This window comes from Streptomyces chryseus (genome assembly GCF_014650755.1).
Lineage (GTDB): Bacteria > Actinomycetota > Actinomycetes > Streptomycetales > Streptomycetaceae > Streptomyces > Streptomyces chryseus.
Genome location: NZ_BMVO01000009.1, coordinates 66,380 through 82,499, shown reverse-complemented (window position 1 = coordinate 82,499; position 16,120 = coordinate 66,380). Strand labels below are relative to the sequence as shown.

The following is a 16,120-nucleotide window of genomic DNA, read 5'->3' as shown; positions in this document are numbered from 1 at the left end:
GGGCGCCGGGTGGGGCGCCCTACGCGGGATCAGCCGAAAACGTACTTGACGGCTCGGGCGAAGCCCATGTCGATCACGGTCACAATGCCGATCATGATGACGACGAAGACAATCACCACGGTGGTGTAGGTCGTCAGCTGGCTGCGGGTGGGCCAGACGACCTTGCGCAGCTCTGCGACGATCTGGCGGTAGAAGAGCGCGAGACGGCCCAGGGGGCCCTTCTTGCCGCGCTTGCCGCCCTTGCGGGACTTCTTGCTGGACTCCGACGTCTCGTCCTGGGCATCAGGCATGTCGATGGAGCCCACGGCGTCCGTCACGCTACTCACCTGATTCCGGGTCGTGGCCGTGCCGCGCCCGGTGGAGCCGCACGGCAGTGCATAGAAGTACGTACATGCGCACACATCCTGGCGAAGACGTGTGTAGCAGGGCCGGAGGGACTTGAACCCCCAACCGCTGGTTTTGGAGACCAGTGCTCTACCAATTGAGCTACGACCCTTTGTGGTTCCCCCAACCTACCGCATCCGGCCGAGTGCACGGAGTGCGCACGGCGGTGTGGCTGCTGAGGGGCCAACGACGAGTGAGTGTACGTGGTCAGGGGCCCGGCGTCGAACAGATACCGCCCGAGCGCCACCTGTCGGCCACGTGTCCGCCCGGTGTCCGCCCTGCGGGATCTGTGTGCCGAGCGGGATTGCCGTCTGGGACGATGGGCCGTATGAGCGCTGCAACTCCTCCCACCGAGCGCCGGGTCTCCGCCCGAATCGGCGCTATCTCCGAGTCCGCCACCCTCGCCGTCGACGCCAAGGCGAAGGCGTTGAAGGCCGCCGGCCGTCCGGTCATCGGCTTCGGCGCGGGCGAGCCCGACTTTCCCACGCCCGGCTACATCGTCGAGGCAGCGAGTGAGGCCTGCCGCAACCCGAAGTACCACCGCTACACGCCGGCCGGAGGGCTCCCCGAGCTGAAGGCCGCGATCGCCGCGAAGACGCTGCGTGACTCCGGTTACGAGGTGGACGCCTCGCAGGTGCTGGTCACCAACGGCGGCAAGCAGGCGATCTACGAGGCCTTCGCCACGATCCTGGACCCGGGCGACGAGGTCATCGTCCCGGCCCCGTACTGGACGACGTACCCCGAGTCGATCCGTCTCGCCGGTGGTGTGCCGGTCGACGTCGTGGCCGACGAGACCACCGGCTACCGGGTGTCCGTCGAGCAGCTGGAGGCGGCGCGCACGGAGAAGACCAAGGTCGTCCTCTTCGTCTCCCCGTCCAACCCGACCGGCGCGGTCTACACCGAGGCCGAGACCGAGGCGATCGGCCGCTGGGCCGCCGAGCACGGGCTGTGGGTGCTGACGGACGAGATCTACGAGCACCTGGTCTACGGCGACGCTTCTGCCGTCTCGCTCCCGGCGGTCCTGCCGGAGCTCAGGGACAAGTGCGTCGTCGTCAACGGCGTGGCCAAGACGTACGCGATGACGGGCTGGCGGGTCGGGTGGATCATCGGCCCGAAGGACGTCATCAAGGCCGCGACCAACCTCCAGTCGCACGCCACCTCCAACGTGTCGAACGTCGCCCAGGTCGCGGCGCTCGCCGCGGTGTCCGGCAACCTCGACGCGGTCGCCGAGATGCGGTCCGCCTTCGACCGTCGCCGGCAGACGATGGTGCGGATGCTCAACGAGATCGACGGCGTCGTCTGCCCGGAGCCCGAGGGCGCGTTCTACGCGTACCCGTCGGTCAAGGGGCTGCTCGGCAAGGAGATCCGCGGCAAGCGCCCGCAGAGCTCGGTCGAGCTGGCCGCGCTGATCCTGGACGAGGTCGAGGTGGCGGTGGTTCCGGGCGAGGCGTTCGGTACGCCGGGCTACCTGCGGCTCTCGTACGCGCTGGGCGACGAGGACCTCGCCGAGGGCGTGTCGCGCATCCAGAAGCTGCTGGCCGAGGCTCGCGACTGACATCGCTCTGGACCACGGAACGGGCTCCCGGCTGCTGCCGGGGGCCCGTTTCTGCGTTCGGGCGTTACCCGTTCGGGCAAAGACGCTTCCGGGCGGCGCGCGCGTGCGGCAGGATCTTGGGATGTTGAGTGCGCGCGATGTCCGACTGCTGCCGAAGGCCCATCTGCATCTGCATTTCACCGGGTCGATGCGGCCCACCACGCTGCTGGAGCTGGCCGACAAGTACGGCGTGCACCTGCCGGAGGCGCTGACCAGCGGGGAGCCGCCGAAGCTGCGGGCGACGGACGAGCGCGGCTGGTTCCGCTTCCAGCGGCTGTACGACGCCGCCCGGTCGTGCCTGCGGGAGCCCGAGGACATCCAGCGGCTCGTGCGCGAGGCGGCCGAGGAGGACGTGCGGGACGGCTCGGGGTGGCTGGAGATCCAGGTCGATCCGACGTCGTACGCGCCGATGCTGGGTGGCCTGATTCCGGCCCTGGAGATCATCCTCGACGCGGTCGACAGCGCGTCGCGGGAGACCGGCCTCGGGATGCGGGTGCTCGTCGCGGCGAACCGGATGAAGCACCCGCTGGACGCCCGGACGCTGGCCCGGCTCGCCGTGCGGTACGCGGACCGCGGGATCGTCGGCTTCGGGCTCTCCAACGACGAGCGCCGGGGCATGGCACGGGACTTCGACCGCGCGTTCGCGATCGCGCGCGAGGGCGGGCTGCTCGCGGCGCCGCACGGCGGGGAGCTGACCGGGCCCGCGTCCGTACGGGACTGCCTGGACGATCTGCGCGCGTCGCGGATCGGGCACGGCGTACGGGCGGCCGAGGACCCCCGGCTGCTGCGGAAACTGGCCGAAAAGGGCGTCACCTGCGAGGTGTGCCCGGCCTCGAACGTGGCGCTCGGCGTCTACGAGAAGCCGGAGGACGTGCCGCTGCGGACGCTGTACGACGCCGGCGTGCCGATGGCGCTGGGGGCGGACGACCCGCTGCTGTTCGGGTCGCGGCTGGCGGCGCAGTACGAGCTGGCGCGGCGGCATCACGGGTTCACGGACGCGGAGCTGGCCGAGCTGGCGCGGCAGTCGGTGCGGGGGTCGGCGGCGCCGGACGACGTACAGGCGAAGCTGCTGGCGGGGATCGGCCACTGGCTGGAGGGCTGAGGCGCGGGTCGCGGGGGGGCTTTCGTCTTGCCGGTGCCCGGCGGCAGCTGCGGGGGCGGTGCCGCGCCGGGGCGTCTCCTCACGGGGGTGAAGGGCGAAGCCAGTGCTGCGGGGGCGGTCAGAGGGTGACGCCGACCGTCACCGGTTCGTTCACCAGGGTCACGCCGAACGCCTCGTGGACGCCCGCGACGACCTCGCGCGCCAGCGCCAGCAGGTCCTCGGTCGTGGCCTCGCCGCGGTTGGTGAGGGCCAGCGTGTGCTTGGTGGAGATGCGGGCGGGGCCCGTCCCGTACCCCTTGGTGAAGCCGGCCTTGTCGATCAGCCAGGCGGCGGAGGTCTTCGTCCTGCCGTCGCCGGCCGGGAATGCCGGCGGCGTCACCTCGGTGCCGAGGCGCTCCTGGGCGCGGGCGAGGAAGGCGGCGTACTCCTCGTCGGTGAGGATCGGGTTGGTGAAGAAGGAGCCCGCCGACCACGTGTCGTGGTCCTCCGGGTCCAGGACCATGCCCTTGCCCGCGCGCAGCTTCAGGACCGTCTCGCGGGCGACGGCGGCCGGCACCCGGTGGCCCGCCGCGACGCCGAGCGTGCGTGCGGTCTCCGGGTACTTGATCGGGGCCGACATGCCGCCCGCGTCCTCCAGCGCGAAACGTACGCGCAGGACGACGAAGCGGTCCGGGTGCTGCTTGAAGCGGCTGTGGCGGTACGAGAAGTCGCACGCGGCGGCGGGCAGGGTCACCGTCTCGCCCGCGCGGCGGTCATAGGCGACGACCTCGGTGATGACGCTGGAGACTTCCTGGCCGTACGCCCCGACGTTCTGGATCGGGGTCGCGCCGGCCGAGCCGGGGATCCCGGCGAGGCACTCGATGCCCGCGAGGCCCGCCTCCACGGTGCGGGCCACGGCGTCGGTCCAGACCTCGCCGGCGGCCAGCTCCAGCGACGTGCCGTCGAGGTGGAAGCCGGTGGTCGCGATGCGCAGGGCGGTGCCGTCGAAGCCCTTGTCGCCGATGACCAGGTTGCTTCCGCCGCCGATGACGAGCAGCGGGGTGCCGGTCGTGTCGGCCTCGCGGACGGCGGCGATCACCTCGTCGTCGGTGGTGGCGGTGACGAGGCGGGTCGCGGGGCCACCGAGCCGGAAGGTGGTCAGGGGGGCGAGGGGGGCGTCGTGGAGTTCCTGCACGGGGACAAGCGTACGGGGCGCCTCCGACCGGCAGAGGCGCCCCGTCGGCGTCAGGCGAGCCGGACCACGGCGCGGGACATGCCCAGGACCTTCTGTCCGGCGCTCATCGCCGTCAGGTCCACGCGGACCTTGTTGTCGTCCAGCACCGCGCCGATCTTGGCGGAGACCTCGATCAGCGCGCCCTCGTCGTCGTTCGGCACGACGACCGGCTTCGTGAAGCGCACGCCGTACTCGACGACGGCGGCCGGGTCGCCGACCCAGTCGGTGACCACCCGGATCGCCTCGGCCATGGTGAACATGCCGTGCGCGATCACGTTCGGCAGCCCGACCTCGGTGGCGAACTTCTCGTTCCAGTGGATCGGGTTGAAGTCGCCCGAGGCGCCCGCGTACCGCACGAGCGCGGCGCGGGTCACGGGGAAGGACCGCGCCGGCAGCTCGGTGCCGACCTCGACGTCCGCGTAAGAGATCTTCGCCGCCATCACGCCTCCTGGGCCGCGCGCGCGACGAGCTTCGTCCACGCCGTCACGACATGCTCGCCGGACTCGTCGTGGACGTCACCGCGGATGTCCAGGATGTCGTTGCCGGCCATCGACTTGACCGCCTCTATGGTCGAGGTGACCGACAGCCGGTCCCCCGCGCGCACCGGGCGGTTGTACGCGAACTTCTGGTCGCCGTGGACCACGCGGCTGTAGTCGAGTCCGAGCTGCGGGTCCTCGACGACCTGCCCCGCCGCCTTGAAGGTGATGGAGAAGACGAAGGTCGGCGGTGCGATCACATCGGGGTGACCGAGCGCCTTGGCGGCTTCCGGGTCGGTGTACGCGGGATTGGTGTCGCCCACTGCCTCGGCGAACTCCCGGATCTTCTCCCGGCCGACCTCGTACGGTGCGGTGGGCGGATAGGCCCGCCCCACGAAGGACTGGTCGAGCGCCATGGACTCGTACCTCCTGATGCCTGATGAATCGACTGATACCAAACGACGCGAGGCCGCCCCCGAAGTGGGGACGGCCTCGCGTACGAGCCTGTGTTTAGCGGGTTTCGCGGTGCGCAGTGTGCGAGTTGCAGCGCGGGCAGTGCTTCTTCATCTCAAGACGGTCCGGGTTGTTACGCCGGTTCTTCTTGGTGATGTAGTTCCGCTCCTTGCACTCCACGCAGGCCAGCGTGATCTTCGGGCGGACGTCGGTGGCAGCCACGTGAGTGCTCCTTGGACGGACGGTTGACGGATGAACGCATAAAAGAGTAGCCGATCGAAGGACCGACCCCACAATCGGCTACCGTGTGTAGCGGTGACCGGACTTGAACCGGTGACACAGCGATTATGAGCCGCTTGCTCTACCGACTGAGCTACACCGCTTTGATGGCCGGATCCCCCCGCCCGAAAGCGGGGGATCACCGATCACCAGAGCCCCAATACGGAATCGAACCGTAGACCTTCTCCTTACCATGGAGACGCTCTACCGACTGAGCTATTGGGGCGAGCGATGAAGACATTACACGGTCGCCCGCCGATCGCCCAAATCCGTTTCCCGCACCTCCGCGCGTGCCCATCACAGCGGTCCCGTACGCCACTCGTGCCCCACACCGGTACGACTTTTCCGCTCCTCCTCGAAGGCTGGTTTGCGGGCCCCTAGGCTCGACTCACGCTGCGTGATCTTGATCTTGCACGCCAGAGCCCCACCAGGAGCCCGATGTCCGACAGCCAGCCGCAGCCGCCCCGATCGCCCGGCGGCAACCCTGGGAACAGTGACGGCTTGCCCAGCACCGACAGCAACACGCTCCTGCTGTGCGCGGCTCGTCTCACCGACGGCCGCACCGTGGACGTGCGGCTCAGCGGCGGCCGCATCGAGGCGGTGGGGACGGCGGGCAGCCTGCCCGCGGTGGGCGCGCGCGTGGATCTCGGCGGCCATCTGCTGCTGCCGGCGCCCGCCGAGCCGCACGCCCACAGCGACACGGCCCATACCGCCGACGCCGGTCCCGTGTCGTACGGCACCGAGGACGTCCAGCGGCGTGCCACCGAGGCGGTGCTGCTGCAGCTGGGGCACGGGGCCACGGCTGTGCGTACGCATGTGCGGATCGGGGACGTGCAGGGGATCCGGGGCATGGAGGCGGTGCTCCAGGCCCGGCGGTCGCTGCGCGGGCTCGCCGACCTGACCGCCGTGGCCGTTCCCCGCCTGCTGACGGGGCTGGCGGGCGCGGACGGCCTCGCGATGCTGCGGGACGCCGTGAAGATGGGCGCCGGTGTGGTGGGCGGCTGTCCGGATCTCGACCCCGACCCCGCCGGCTACACCGAGGCCGTCCTGGAGATCGCCGCCGAGCACGGCTGTCCCGTGGACCTCCACACGGAGGGTGACGATCCGGCGCGGCTCGCGCGGCTCGCGGCGATGGTCGGCGGGCTGCGGCCCGGGGTGACCATCGGTCCGTGCGCCGGGCTCTCCCGGCTCCCCCTGGACGCCGCGACACGCGCCGCCGGACAACTGGCCGCCGCCGGGGTGACCGTGGTGTGCCTGCCGCAGGGCGACTGCTCCGGGGTGGAGCGCCGGGGTGGCGCCCCGGCTCCCGTACGGCTGCTGCGGGCCGCCGGGGTGCGGGTCGCGGCGGGCAGCGGGGCGCTGCGGGACGTGGCGAATCCGGTGGGGCGGGGCGATCCGCTGGAGGCGGCCTATCTGCTGGCGTCGCAGGGCGGCATGCGGGCCGCCGACGCGTACGGCGCGGTGAGCGCGGCGGCGCGGGAGGCGATGGGGCTGCCCGAGGTACGGGTGGAGGCGGGGTTTCCGGCCGAACTGGTCGCCGTGCGCGGCGACCGGATCGCGGGCGTGCTGTCCCTGGCGTACAGCCGTGTCGTCATCCACCGCGGGCGGGTCGTGGCCCGCACGAGCGCGGTTCGCGAGTACTGCGACTCGGCGGCCGCCGTCGCGCTCGATCTGCCGCGTCAGGGCCGGGGCTGAGTCCGTATCAGGCCCGTGCGGCCCGGCCCTGAGCACGAGCGCGCCGGGACGCGTACGGTCGGAAGCATGCGCATTGTCATCGCTGGTGGACATGGACAGATCGCGATGCGGCTGGAGCGGTTGCTCGCCGCGCGCGGGTACGAGGTCGCGGGCGTCGTCCGCGACGTGAAGCAGAGTGAGGATCTGCGGGCGGTCGGCGCCGAACCGGTCGTCCTGGACCTGGAATCGGCCACCGTCGAGGAGGTCGCCGAAGTCCTGGAGGGCGCCGACGCCGCCGTCTTCGCGGCGGGCGCGGGGCCCGGCAGCGGCATCGAGCGCAAGGACACGGTGGACCGGGGCGCGGCCGTGCTCTTCGCCGACGCGGCGGAGCGGTCGGGCGTACGCCGCTACCTCGTGGTGTCGTCGATGGGCGCCGACGAGCAGCGGGCCGGCGACGAGGTCTTCGACGCGTACCTGCGCGCCAAGGGCGCGGCCGACGCGGACGTACGGTCACGGGCGGGCCTGGACTGGACGATCCTGCGGCCGGGCAGCCTGACGAACGACGCGGGCACGGGCCTCGTGTCGCTCGGGGCCTCCACGGGGCACGGTCCGGTGCCGCGCGACGACGTGGCGGCCGTCCTGGCGGAGCTGCTGGAGACCCCGTCGACCGCCGGGCTCACTCTGGAGCTGATCAGCGGATCGGTGCCGGTCACGGTCGCGGTGAAGGACGTCGCCGGGAACTGAGCCGGCCGGGCCGCGTCGACGCCCTGTCGGCGCGGCACCCGACGCCGTGGCAACGAGAAAACCCCTTCCGGTCTGCTTCTCAGCAGTCCGGAAGGGGTTTCCCCACCTGTGGCGGCGCCAGGATTCGAACCTGGGAAGGCTAAGCCGGCGGATTTACAGTCCGCTCCCATTGGCCACTCGGGCACACCGCCATGGGATGTCGCTCCGGTACGACCGCCTGGGCGCTTGTTCCGTGGCAACGACGTAAACGATACCTGATGCCCAGGGGTGCTCCGCCACCGGATTGATCAGCCCTCGGGGCGGGTGCGGGTGGCTAGGCTTTACCGCAGCGGCCCGGGGTGCCCGGCCGCGCGCCCGCCCCGTGCGGCACCCCGTACCGGTATCCCGTCCCCCGAGCACAAGGAGCCACAGGACATGGCCGACTCCAGTTTCGACATCGTCTCGAAGGTCGAGCGGCAGGAGGTCGACAACGCCCTCAACCAGGCCGCGAAGGAGATCTCGCAGCGCTACGACTTCAAGAACGTCGGCGCCTCGATCGATTGGTCCGGCGAGAAGATCCTGATGCAGGCCAGCTCGGAGGAGCGGGTCAAGGCGATCCTCGACGTCTTCGAGACCAAGCTGGTCAAGCGCGGGATCTCGCTCAAGGTGCTGGACGCCGGCGAGCCGCAGCTCTCCGGCAAGGAGTACAAGATCTTCGCGTCCATCGAGGAGGGCATCTCCCAGGACAACGCCAAGAAGGTGGCGAAGATCATCCGCGACGAGGGCCCCAAGGGCGTCAAGGCGCAGGTTCAGGGCGACGAACTGCGGGTCAGCTCGAAGAGCCGTGACGACCTCCAGGCCGTGCAGGCGCTGCTGAAGGGCAAGGACTTCGACTTCGCGCTGCAGTTCGTGAACTACCGCTGACCGCGGCCGCCGGCCGCCGCGACGGTGACGCGTGTCGGAACGGGGGTGGAGGCGGCTAGGCCGGCTCCACCCCCGTCGCGATGTCCGGATCCCGCCAGTCCGGACGGGCGCGGCGGCGCAGACTCGTGGTGACGGGATGTACGGCGAAGGGAAGGAAGCCATGACGCTCTACGCGACCATGGACAGCCCGCTCGGCGAGTTGCTGCTGGTCGGCGAGGTGTCCGCGACCGCCACCGGCGGTACCGCGCTGGCCTCGCTGTCCGTGCCGGGGCAGAGGGGCGGGGTCGCCCTCGACGACGTACCGGGCGGATGGCGGCGGGACCCCGGGGCCTTCGAGGAGATCGCCCGGCAGGTACGGGCGTACTTCGGCGGGACGCTGACGCGGTTCGACGTGGAGTACGCCGCCGGGGCCGGTACGGAGTTCCAGCGGCGGGTGTGGGACGCGCTGGAGAGCGTTCCGTACGGCACCACGACGTCGTACGGGCGACTCGCCGAGCGGATCGGCGTCTCGCGGGCCGGCGTGCGGGCGCTGGGGACGGCGATCGGGCGCAATCCGCTGCTCGTCGTGCGCCCGTGCCACCGGGTGATCGGGGCGGACGGCTCGCTGACCGGGTACGCGGGCGGGCTGGAGCGCAAGCGGCTGCTGCTGGATCTGGAGACCGAGGGCCTGGCGGCCCGGGGACCGGCCCACGGAGGAGTCGGAGCGTCGGCGTGAGCGGGCTCTTTCCCCGGGAGCGGGCGCTGATCGCGCCGGGGGCCGTCCATGTGCCCGGCTGGCTGTCGGTCGAGGAGCAGCGGGAGCTCGTGGCGGCGTGCCGCGAGTGGGCGCGGGGTCCGGTGCCGATCCGCCGTACGCGGCTGCCCAACGGCGGGGTCATGTCGGTGCGGACGGTGTGCGTGGGCTGGCACTGGCAGCCGTACCGGTACACGCGTACGGCGGACGACGTGAACGGGGCGCGGGTCGCTGAGTTCCCCGAGTGGCTGGTGGGGCTGGGGCGGCGGGCGGTGGAGGACGCGTACGGGAGTGGCGGCGGTCCGGGGCCGGGGGTCGAGGGACTGCCGGCGTCCGCGGCGTACTCCCCCGACACGGCGCTGGTCAACTTCTACGACGGCGACGCGACGATGGGCATGCACCAGGACAAGGACGAGCGGTCCGGGGCTCCCGTGGTGTCGCTGAGCATCGGGGACGCGTGCGTCTTCCGGTTCGGCAACACGCAGGGGCGCGGGCGGCCGTACACCGATGTCGAGTTGGCGTCCGGAGATCTCTTCGTCTTCGGGGGTCCTTCGCGCTTCGCGTACCACGGGGTGCCGAAGGTGCGGCCGGGGACCGGGGACCCGGGCTGCGGGATGTCCGGCGGGCGGCTGAACATCACGCTGCGGGAGACGGGGCTCGGGTAGGCGGCGGGGCGGGGCGAGCCCGGGTGGGCGGCTGGTGGCAGGGCTCGTCGGGTGGGGGCACGGCTGGACTCGGGTGGGGATGGCAGGGCTCGGGTGGGGATGGCTGGGCTCGGGTGGGGGATGGCGGGCGGCTCAGTAGGGTGCGGCGCATGACACGGGAACTGAGGCGCACGCTCGGGGTCTTCGACGCGGTGGTGATCGGGCTCGGGGCGATGATCGGGGCCGGGATCTTCGTCGCGCTCGCGCCGGCGGCACGGGCGGCCGGTTCCGGGACGCTGTTGCTGGTGGGGCTGGCGCTGGCCGCTGTGGTGGCGTACTGCAACGCGACGGCTTCCGCGCGGCTGGCGGCGCTCTATCCGGCCTCTGGCGGGACGTACGTGTACGGGCGGGAGCGGCTGGGGACCTTCTGGGGATATCTGGCCGGCTGGGGTTTCGTGGTGGGGAAGACCGCCTCGTGCGCCGCCATGGCGCTGACCGTCGGAACGTACCTGTGGCCGGAGCAGGGGCACGCCGTGGCCGTCGGCGCGGTGGTGCTGCTGACGGCCGTGAACTACGCGGGCGTGCAGAAGTCGGCCTGGCTCACGCGGGCGATCGTGGGCGTGGTGCTGGCGGTTCTGGTGGGCGTCGTGGTGGTGTGCCTGGGAGCGGCGGGTCCGTCGGTCGGGTCCGGGACCGGGTCCGGTGGTTCGGCCGGTGGGGTGCTGCAGGCGGCGGGGCTGCTGTTCTTCGCGTTCGCCGGGTACGCGCGGATCGCGACGCTGGGCGAGGAGGTGCGCGATCCCGCCCGTACGATCCCGCGCGCGATTCCGCTGGCGCTGGGGATCGCGCTGGTGGTGTACGCGTGCGTGGCGGTCGCGGTGCTGTCGGTGCTGGGGGCCGCCGAACTGGCCTCCTCTCCCGCGCCGTTGGCGGACGCCGTGTGGGCGGCGGGGGCGGGTGAGCTGGCGCCCGCCGTGCGGGCCGGGGCCGCGGTGGCGGCGCTCGGGTCGTTGCTGGCGCTGATTCTCGGGGTGTCGCGCACGACGCTGGCGATGGCGCGGGACGGGCATCTGCCGAGGAAGCTGGCGGCCGTGCATCCGCGCTTCCAGGTGCCGCACCGGGCGGAGTTGGCGGTGGGGGCGGTGGTCGCCGTGGTGGCCGCGTTGGGTGATGTGCGGGGGGCCATCGGGTTCTCGTCGTTCGGGGTGCTGGCCTACTACGCCGTGGCGAACGCGTCCGCCTGGACGCTCGGGGGGCGTGGACGGGCATCGGCCGTGGTCGGGTTCGTGGGCTGCGTCGGCCTGGCGTTCGCGCTGCCGGTGGCCTCGGTGGCGGCGGGCGCGGGGGTGCTGGCCCTGGGGGCGGCGGCGTACGGGTGGCGGAGGCGGGCGGGGAGCCGGTGACGCCCCGCAGCGCACCCTCGGGGCACCGCGGGGCGTTGGGCTAGCGGCTTGCGAAGGGGGCGTCCGTAGGGACGATTTCGCGGCCCAGGGGGAGCAGCGAGACGGGGATGAGCTTGAAGTTCGCTATGCCGAACGGGATCCCGATGATGGTGACGCACATGGCGATGCCCGTGACGATGTGGCTCAGCGCCAGCCACCAGCCCGCGAGCACCAGCCACAGCACGTTGCCGACGACGGAGGGCGACCCCGCGTCGCGGCGCTCCGTCGTGGTGTAGCCGAAGGGCCAGAGGGCGTACAGGCCGATGCGGAAGGACGCCAGGCCGAAGGGGATGCCGATGACGGTGACGCACAGGAGCACGCCGGCCAGGAGGTAACCGAGGAAGAGCCAGAAGCCGCTCAGTACCAGCCATATGACGTTCAGGATTGTCTTCATGGGCGGTGACCTGCCATCTGCTCGAGTCGGGCGATGCGTTCCGCCATGGGCGGGTGGGTGGAGAACAGCTTCGCGGCCCCCTGCCCGGGGCGGAACGGGTTCGCGATCATCATGTGGCTCGCGGTCTCGATGCGCGGCTCGGCCGGCAGGGGCAGCTGCTTCGTGCCGGCGTCGAGTTTGCGCAGGGCGTCGGCCAGGGCCAGCGGGTCGCCGGTGAGCTGGGCGCCGGAGGCGTCCGCCTGGTACTCGCGGGAGCGGCTCACGGCCAGCTGGATGACGGCGGCGGCGAGGGGGCCGAGGATCATGATCAGCAGCATCCCGAGGAGTCCGGGGCCGTCGTCGTCGTCGGAGCGGCCGACGGGGATCAGCCAGGCGAAGTTCACCAGGAACATGATCACTGAGGCCAGGGCGCCGGCGACCGAGCTGATCAGGATGTCCCGGTTGTAGACGTGACTGAGTTCGTGGCCGATGACGCCGCGCAGTTCCCGCTCGTCGAGAAGCCTGAGGATGCCCTCGGTGCAGCAGACGGCGGCGCTGCGCGGGTTGCGCCCGGTCGCGAAGGCGTTGGGCGCCTGGGTCGGTGAGATGTAGAGCCGGGGCATCGGCTGGCGCGCCTGGGTGGAGAGTTCGCGGACCATCCGGTACAGCTGTGGCGCCTCGAACTCGCTCACGGGGCGGGCGCGCATGGCCCGCAGGGCCAGCTTGTCGCTGTTCCAGTACGCGTAGGCGTTGGTGCCGAGGGCGACGAGAACCGCGACGATCAGGCCCGTCCGGCCGAAGAAGCTGCCGATGACGATGATGAGTGCTGACAGTCCCCCGAGGAGTACGGCGGTCCTCAGCCCGTTGTGCCGGCGGTGCACGGTGCGCCCTCCAAATGGTGCGGCGGGGGAACCCCTTGCTCTGGGGGTGCTTCCACATCCAGTGGACCCTCCCTTCCTGGTCAACGCCAAGCGAGGGGGGCTAGTTCCCTTGTGCCACCGGGGCCGTCCGTTGGGCCATACGTGCTTACTGAAAGAGGCTGCCCGTCGCGAAGCGCAGGACCGTCTGCGGTACGCCGGACAGGGCGACGCCCAGGACGGCGGTGAGGACGATGGCGACGGTGACCGGTACGGGGACCGCGTGCTTCGCCGGCTCGCCCTCGGGGGCGCGGAAGAGGACCGCCGTCCACTGGAGGTAGTAGTAGAGGGCGATCACCACGTTCACCGCCATGACGACCGCCAGCCAGCCGAGTCCCGCGTCGACCGCCGCGGAGAAGACCGTGACTTTCGCGAAGAGGCCGATGATGCCGGGCGGCAGGCCCGCGAGGCACAGGAGGAAGAAGCCGAGCGCGAGGGCGGCGAGGGGGCGGGTCGCGTAGAGGCCGCGGTAGTCGGCGATCCGGTTGAGCGGGTGCGTACGGGCGACGAGCGCGGCGACCGCGAAGGCGCCGAGGTTCACGACGGCGTACATCAGGGCGTACGCGACGGTGGAGCCGATCTGGTCGTCGCTGGAGTACGCCGCTGCCGCGATCGGGACCAGGAGGTAGCCGGCCTGGCCGACGGAGGACCAGGCGAGCAGGCGGACGGCGCTGTACGCGCGCGTGGCGGACTGGCGCAGGGCGGCCACGTTGCCCACCGTCATGGTGAGCGCCGCGAGCACGGCGAGGGCCGGGCCCCAGACGTCGGCGTACGACGGGAAGGCGACGACGGTGACCAGGATGAGGCCCGTGAAGCCGACCGCCTTGCCGATCACGGAGAGGTAGGCGGCCACCGGGAGGGGGGCACCCACGTAGGTGTCCGGGACCCAGAAGTGGAAGGGCACCGCCGCCGTCTTGAAGGCGAAGCCGACGAGGGTCAGTGCGACGCCCGCCTTGGCGAGGGTGTCGAGCTGCGCCGGTACGTCGTCCAGGCGTACGGCGATCTCCGTGAGGTGCAGGGTGCCGGTCGTCGCGTAGACGAAGCTGACGCCGAGCAGCATCACGGCGGTGGCCGTGACGGAGGAGAGGAAGAACTTCAGGGCCGCCTCGGAGGAGAGGCGGTCGCCGCGCTTCATACCGACCAGGGCGAAGGCCGGAAGTGACGCCACTTCGAGGGCGACGACGAGGGTGGCGAGGTCGCGGGAGGCGGGCAGCAGGGCCGCTCCGGCCGCGGAGGACATCAGGAGGAACCAGAACTCGCCCGCGGGGAGCTTGTCGCGCGCCGTCTCGGTGACGGACAGGAGCGCGGTGAGCAGCGCGCCGCCGAGGACCAGGAGCTGGATGACCACGGTGAACTGGTCGGCCGTGTAGCTGCAGACCTCGGTGTCGGAGGTCAGGCAGAAGGTGGAGCGGTCGCCCGCGCGGAGAGGCAGGAGGGAGACGAGCGCGACGGCCAGGCCGGCGATGGAGAGCCGGCCCAGGAGCGCCTTCTTGCCCTCGGGTACGAAGAGGTCCGCGACCAGGACGATCAGGCCCACGACCGCGGTGATCGTCGGCGGGGCGATCGCCGTCCAGTCGACGGACTGGACGAGGCTGGCGCTTTCGGCGGCCACGGTCACGACTTGCCTCCTGCGAGGAGCTTCTGCACGGCCGGGTCGGTGAGGCCGAGGAGGACCGCGGGCCAGAGTCCGGCGAGGACGGTGAGGGCGACGAGCGGGGTCCAGGCGGCGAACTCGTACCCCTGGACGTCGGCGATCGTCGCCTGCTCGGGTGCTTGCCGCTGCGGGACGCCCATGCAGACCCGGCGTACGACGACGAGCAGGTACGCGGCGGTGAGCAGGGTGCCCACGCCGGCGATCGCCATGAAGGTGAGGAACGCCGGGCGGCTGAGGCCCTCGGCGGGGTCGAAGGCGCCGAACATGGTGAGCATCTCGCCCCAGAATCCGGCGAGGCCCGGGAGGCCGAGGGAGGCGACCGCGCCGAAGGCGAGGAGTCCGCCGAGGCGGGGGGCGCGGCCGTAGAGGGCCGCTCCGGTGGCGCCGGCGAGGGTGTCGAGGTCGGCCGTGCCGAAGCGGTCCTTGAGGGCGCCGACCAGGAAGAAGAGGAGGCCGGTGATCAGGCCGTGGGCGATGTTGGCGAAGAGCGCGCCGTTGACTCCGGTGGGGGTCATGGAGGCGATGCCGAGCAGCACGAAGCCCATGTGGCCGACGGAGGAGTACGCGATCAGGCGCTTGAGGTCGCCCTTGGCGCCCTTGCGTGCCAGGGCGAGGCAGGCGAGGGATCCGTAGATGATGCCGACGACCGCGAAGGCGGCCAGGTACGGGGCGAGGGTGCGCATGCCGTCGGGGGCGACGGGCAGGGCGATGCGGACGAATCCGTACGTGCCCATCTTCAGCAGGACGCCGGCGAGGAGGACCGAGCCGACGGTGGGGGCGGCGGTGTGGGCGTCGGGGAGCCAGCTGTGCAGGGGCCACATCGGGGTCTTGACGGCGAGGCCGACACCGATCGCCAGAACGGCGGTGACCTGCACCGATGTGGTCAGCCCGCGGCCGTTGTCAGTGGCGAGTGCCACCATGTCGAACGTGCCCGCCTTCAGTCCGACGAGGAGGAGACCGAGCAGCATGACGACGGAGCCGAGCAGCGTGTAGAGGATGAACTTCCAGGCGGCGGCACGGCGTTCGGCGCCGCCCCAGCGGGCGATGAGGAAGTACATCGGGATGAGGACCATCTCGAACGCCAGGAAGAACAGCAGGAGATCGAGGACGGCGAAGGTCGCGAGGGTGCCGGACTCCAGGACGAGGAGGAGCGCGACGAATGCCTTCGGGGAGGGGCCCGCGGGCATCTTGAAGTAGCTGTAGAGCGCGCAGAGGAAGGTCAGCAGCGCGGTCAGCACGAGGAGGGGGAGCGAGATGCCGTCGATGCCGAGGTGGATCCTGACGTCGAGCGCCGGGATCCAGCTGATGTCGGTCGTGGCCTGCATCTTCGACGGGTGGTCGTGGTCGAAGCCGAGCGTGAGCGCGAGGGCGGCGACGAGGATCGCGCCGGTCACGGTCACGCCGTGGCGGAGCACGGCCTGGTCCGGGTTCCTGCCCTTCAGTCCGGGCGGGGCCGGGAGAAGGGCCGCGACCGCGCCAAGCAGCGGGGCGACGACGACGAACGCCAGGAGGAACTGCATCACGGACGGGCTGAT

Annotated in this window: 17 protein-coding genes and 4 tRNA genes; 8 read left to right on the top strand and 13 right to left on the bottom strand. The window is 71.5% G+C overall.

Annotated elements, in window-relative coordinates:
- Nucleotides 1–29: 29 nt before the first annotated feature.
- Nucleotides 30–317, bottom strand: coding sequence for a preprotein translocase subunit SecE (secE, locus tag IE185_RS16270; RefSeq protein ID WP_138894748.1), 288 nt, complete (start codon nucleotides 315–317; stop codon nucleotides 30–32).
- A gap of 106 nt (nucleotides 318–423) precedes the next feature.
- Nucleotides 424–496, bottom strand: a tRNA-Trp gene (locus IE185_RS16265).
- Nucleotides 497–712: 216 nt separating this feature from the next.
- Between IE185_RS16265 and IE185_RS16260 the strand changes: the two genes are divergently transcribed.
- Nucleotides 713–1,939: a pyridoxal phosphate-dependent aminotransferase gene (locus IE185_RS16260; RefSeq protein ID WP_138894749.1), complete on the top strand. Its 1,227-nt coding sequence runs from the start codon at nucleotides 713–715 to the stop codon at nucleotides 1,937–1,939.
- A gap of 121 nt (nucleotides 1,940–2,060) precedes the next feature.
- Entirely contained in the window at nucleotides 2,061–3,080 is a 1,020-nt protein-coding gene (locus IE185_RS16255) for an adenosine deaminase (protein ID WP_138907033.1), read from the top strand.
- Between the two features lie 118 nt (nucleotides 3,081–3,198).
- Here IE185_RS16255 and IE185_RS16250 read toward each other — a convergent pair whose 3' ends face one another.
- From IE185_RS16250 to IE185_RS16225, 6 genes are all read right to left on the bottom strand, one after another.
- Nucleotides 3,199–4,254, bottom strand: a complete 1,056-nt coding sequence (locus IE185_RS16250) for a UDP-N-acetylmuramate dehydrogenase (protein ID WP_189715394.1) — start codon at nucleotides 4,252–4,254, stop codon at nucleotides 3,199–3,201.
- Between the two features lie 50 nt (nucleotides 4,255–4,304).
- Nucleotides 4,305–4,733 (bottom strand): MaoC family dehydratase, encoded by a 429-nt coding sequence (locus tag IE185_RS16245; RefSeq protein ID WP_138898163.1) that lies wholly within the window; start codon nucleotides 4,731–4,733, stop codon nucleotides 4,305–4,307.
- Nucleotides 4,733–5,185 carry a MaoC family dehydratase N-terminal domain-containing protein gene (locus IE185_RS16240; RefSeq protein WP_138898162.1) on the bottom strand — a complete coding sequence of 151 codons (453 nt, stop codon included), beginning with the start codon at nucleotides 5,183–5,185 and terminating at the stop codon, nucleotides 4,733–4,735. Before IE185_RS16240 ends, IE185_RS16245 begins: the two co-directional genes overlap by 1 nt.
- 94 nt (nucleotides 5,186–5,279) lie before the next feature.
- Nucleotides 5,280–5,444 (bottom strand): 50S ribosomal protein L33, encoded by a 165-nt coding sequence (gene rpmG, locus IE185_RS16235; protein ID WP_003956487.1) that lies wholly within the window; start codon nucleotides 5,442–5,444, stop codon nucleotides 5,280–5,282.
- An 88-nt stretch (nucleotides 5,445–5,532) separates the two neighbouring features.
- A tRNA-Met gene (locus IE185_RS16230) sits at nucleotides 5,533–5,605 on the bottom strand.
- 49 nt (nucleotides 5,606–5,654) lie between these two features.
- Nucleotides 5,655–5,727 (bottom strand) — tRNA-Thr (locus IE185_RS16225).
- 212 nt (nucleotides 5,728–5,939) lie between these two features.
- On the opposite strand from IE185_RS16225, the gene IE185_RS16220 reads away from it, so the two are divergent.
- Both IE185_RS16220 and IE185_RS16215 read left to right on the top strand, forming a co-directional pair.
- Nucleotides 5,940–7,196 carry an amidohydrolase family protein gene (locus IE185_RS16220; protein ID WP_138898161.1) on the top strand — a complete coding sequence of 419 codons (1,257 nt, stop codon included), beginning with the start codon at nucleotides 5,940–5,942 and terminating at the stop codon, nucleotides 7,194–7,196.
- 66 nt (nucleotides 7,197–7,262) lie between these two features.
- Nucleotides 7,263–7,919 carry an SDR family oxidoreductase gene (locus tag IE185_RS16215; protein ID WP_138898160.1) on the top strand — a complete coding sequence of 219 codons (657 nt, stop codon included), beginning with the start codon at nucleotides 7,263–7,265 and terminating at the stop codon, nucleotides 7,917–7,919.
- A 109-nt stretch (nucleotides 7,920–8,028) separates the two neighbouring features.
- On the opposite strand, the gene IE185_RS16210 is transcribed toward IE185_RS16215, so the two are convergent.
- Nucleotides 8,029–8,110, bottom strand: a tRNA-Tyr gene (locus tag IE185_RS16210).
- Between the two features lie 223 nt (nucleotides 8,111–8,333).
- On the opposite strand from IE185_RS16210, the gene IE185_RS16205 reads away from it, so the two are divergent.
- The 4 genes from IE185_RS16205 (at nucleotide 8,334) to IE185_RS16190 (ending at nucleotide 11,602) form a co-directional block, all read left to right on the top strand.
- Nucleotides 8,334–8,822: a YajQ family cyclic di-GMP-binding protein gene (locus IE185_RS16205; protein ID WP_093799580.1), complete on the top strand. Its 489-nt coding sequence runs from the start codon at nucleotides 8,334–8,336 to the stop codon at nucleotides 8,820–8,822.
- A gap of 160 nt (nucleotides 8,823–8,982) precedes the next feature.
- Nucleotides 8,983–9,537, top strand: coding sequence for a methylated-DNA--[protein]-cysteine S-methyltransferase (locus IE185_RS16200; RefSeq protein ID WP_138898159.1), 555 nt, complete (start codon nucleotides 8,983–8,985; stop codon nucleotides 9,535–9,537).
- Nucleotides 9,534–10,220, top strand: coding sequence for an alpha-ketoglutarate-dependent dioxygenase AlkB family protein (locus tag IE185_RS16195; protein ID WP_189715392.1), 687 nt, complete (start codon nucleotides 9,534–9,536; stop codon nucleotides 10,218–10,220). Before IE185_RS16200 ends, IE185_RS16195 begins: the two co-directional genes overlap by 4 nt.
- Before the next feature lie 149 nt (nucleotides 10,221–10,369).
- Nucleotides 10,370–11,602, top strand: a complete 1,233-nt coding sequence (locus IE185_RS16190; RefSeq protein ID WP_189715390.1) for an APC family permease — start codon at nucleotides 10,370–10,372, stop codon at nucleotides 11,600–11,602.
- A 40-nt stretch (nucleotides 11,603–11,642) separates the two neighbouring features.
- Here the strand turns inward: IE185_RS16190 and IE185_RS16185 are convergent, their stop codons facing one another.
- The 4 genes from IE185_RS16185 to IE185_RS16170 form a co-directional block, all read right to left on the bottom strand.
- Nucleotides 11,643–12,035, bottom strand: coding sequence for a YccF domain-containing protein (locus tag IE185_RS16185; protein WP_138909548.1), 393 nt, complete (start codon nucleotides 12,033–12,035; stop codon nucleotides 11,643–11,645).
- A complete protein-coding gene (gene htpX, locus IE185_RS16180) occupies nucleotides 12,032–12,895 on the bottom strand; it encodes a zinc metalloprotease HtpX (RefSeq protein WP_138898886.1) in 864 nt (287 codons plus the stop codon). The genes IE185_RS16185 and htpX overlap by 4 nt, the downstream gene beginning before the upstream one ends.
- Nucleotides 12,896–13,040: 145 nt before the next feature.
- On the bottom strand, nucleotides 13,041–14,549 hold the full coding sequence (locus IE185_RS16175; protein ID WP_138898887.1) for an NADH-quinone oxidoreductase subunit N: 1,509 nt from the start codon (nucleotides 14,547–14,549) through the stop codon (nucleotides 13,041–13,043).
- Nucleotides 14,546–16,105, bottom strand: coding sequence for an NADH-quinone oxidoreductase subunit M (locus IE185_RS16170; protein ID WP_138909549.1), 1,560 nt, complete (start codon nucleotides 16,103–16,105; stop codon nucleotides 14,546–14,548). Before IE185_RS16170 ends, IE185_RS16175 begins: the two co-directional genes overlap by 4 nt.
- Nucleotides 16,106–16,120 lie beyond the last annotated feature (15 nt).

Bases quoted from the DNA above. Each gene is read 5' to 3' on its own strand.
- IE185_RS16260 (WP_138894749.1), top strand. From the start codon at position 713: ATGAGCGCTGCAACTCCTCCCACCGAGCGCCGGGTCTCCGCCCGAATC.
- IE185_RS16255 (WP_138907033.1), top strand. From the start codon at position 2,061: ATGTTGAGTGCGCGCGATGTCCGACTGCTGCCGAAGGCCCATCTGCAT.
- IE185_RS16245 (WP_138898163.1), bottom strand. From the start codon at position 4,733: ATGGCGGCGAAGATCTCTTACGCGGACGTCGAGGTCGGCACCGAGCTG.
- IE185_RS16240 (WP_138898162.1), bottom strand. From the start codon at position 5,185: ATGGCGCTCGACCAGTCCTTCGTGGGGCGGGCCTATCCGCCCACCGCA.
- IE185_RS16220 (WP_138898161.1), top strand. From the start codon at position 5,940: ATGTCCGACAGCCAGCCGCAGCCGCCCCGATCGCCCGGCGGCAACCCT.
- IE185_RS16215 (WP_138898160.1), top strand. From the start codon at position 7,263: ATGCGCATTGTCATCGCTGGTGGACATGGACAGATCGCGATGCGGCTG.
- IE185_RS16205 (WP_093799580.1), top strand. From the start codon at position 8,334: ATGGCCGACTCCAGTTTCGACATCGTCTCGAAGGTCGAGCGGCAGGAG.
- IE185_RS16200 (WP_138898159.1), top strand. From the start codon at position 8,983: ATGACGCTCTACGCGACCATGGACAGCCCGCTCGGCGAGTTGCTGCTG.
- IE185_RS16190 (WP_189715390.1), top strand. From the start codon at position 10,370: ATGACACGGGAACTGAGGCGCACGCTCGGGGTCTTCGACGCGGTGGTG.
- IE185_RS16185 (WP_138909548.1), bottom strand. From the start codon at position 12,035: ATGAAGACAATCCTGAACGTCATATGGCTGGTACTGAGCGGCTTCTGG.
- IE185_RS16170 (WP_138909549.1), bottom strand. From the start codon at position 16,105: ATGCAGTTCCTCCTGGCGTTCGTCGTCGTCGCCCCGCTGCTTGGCGCG.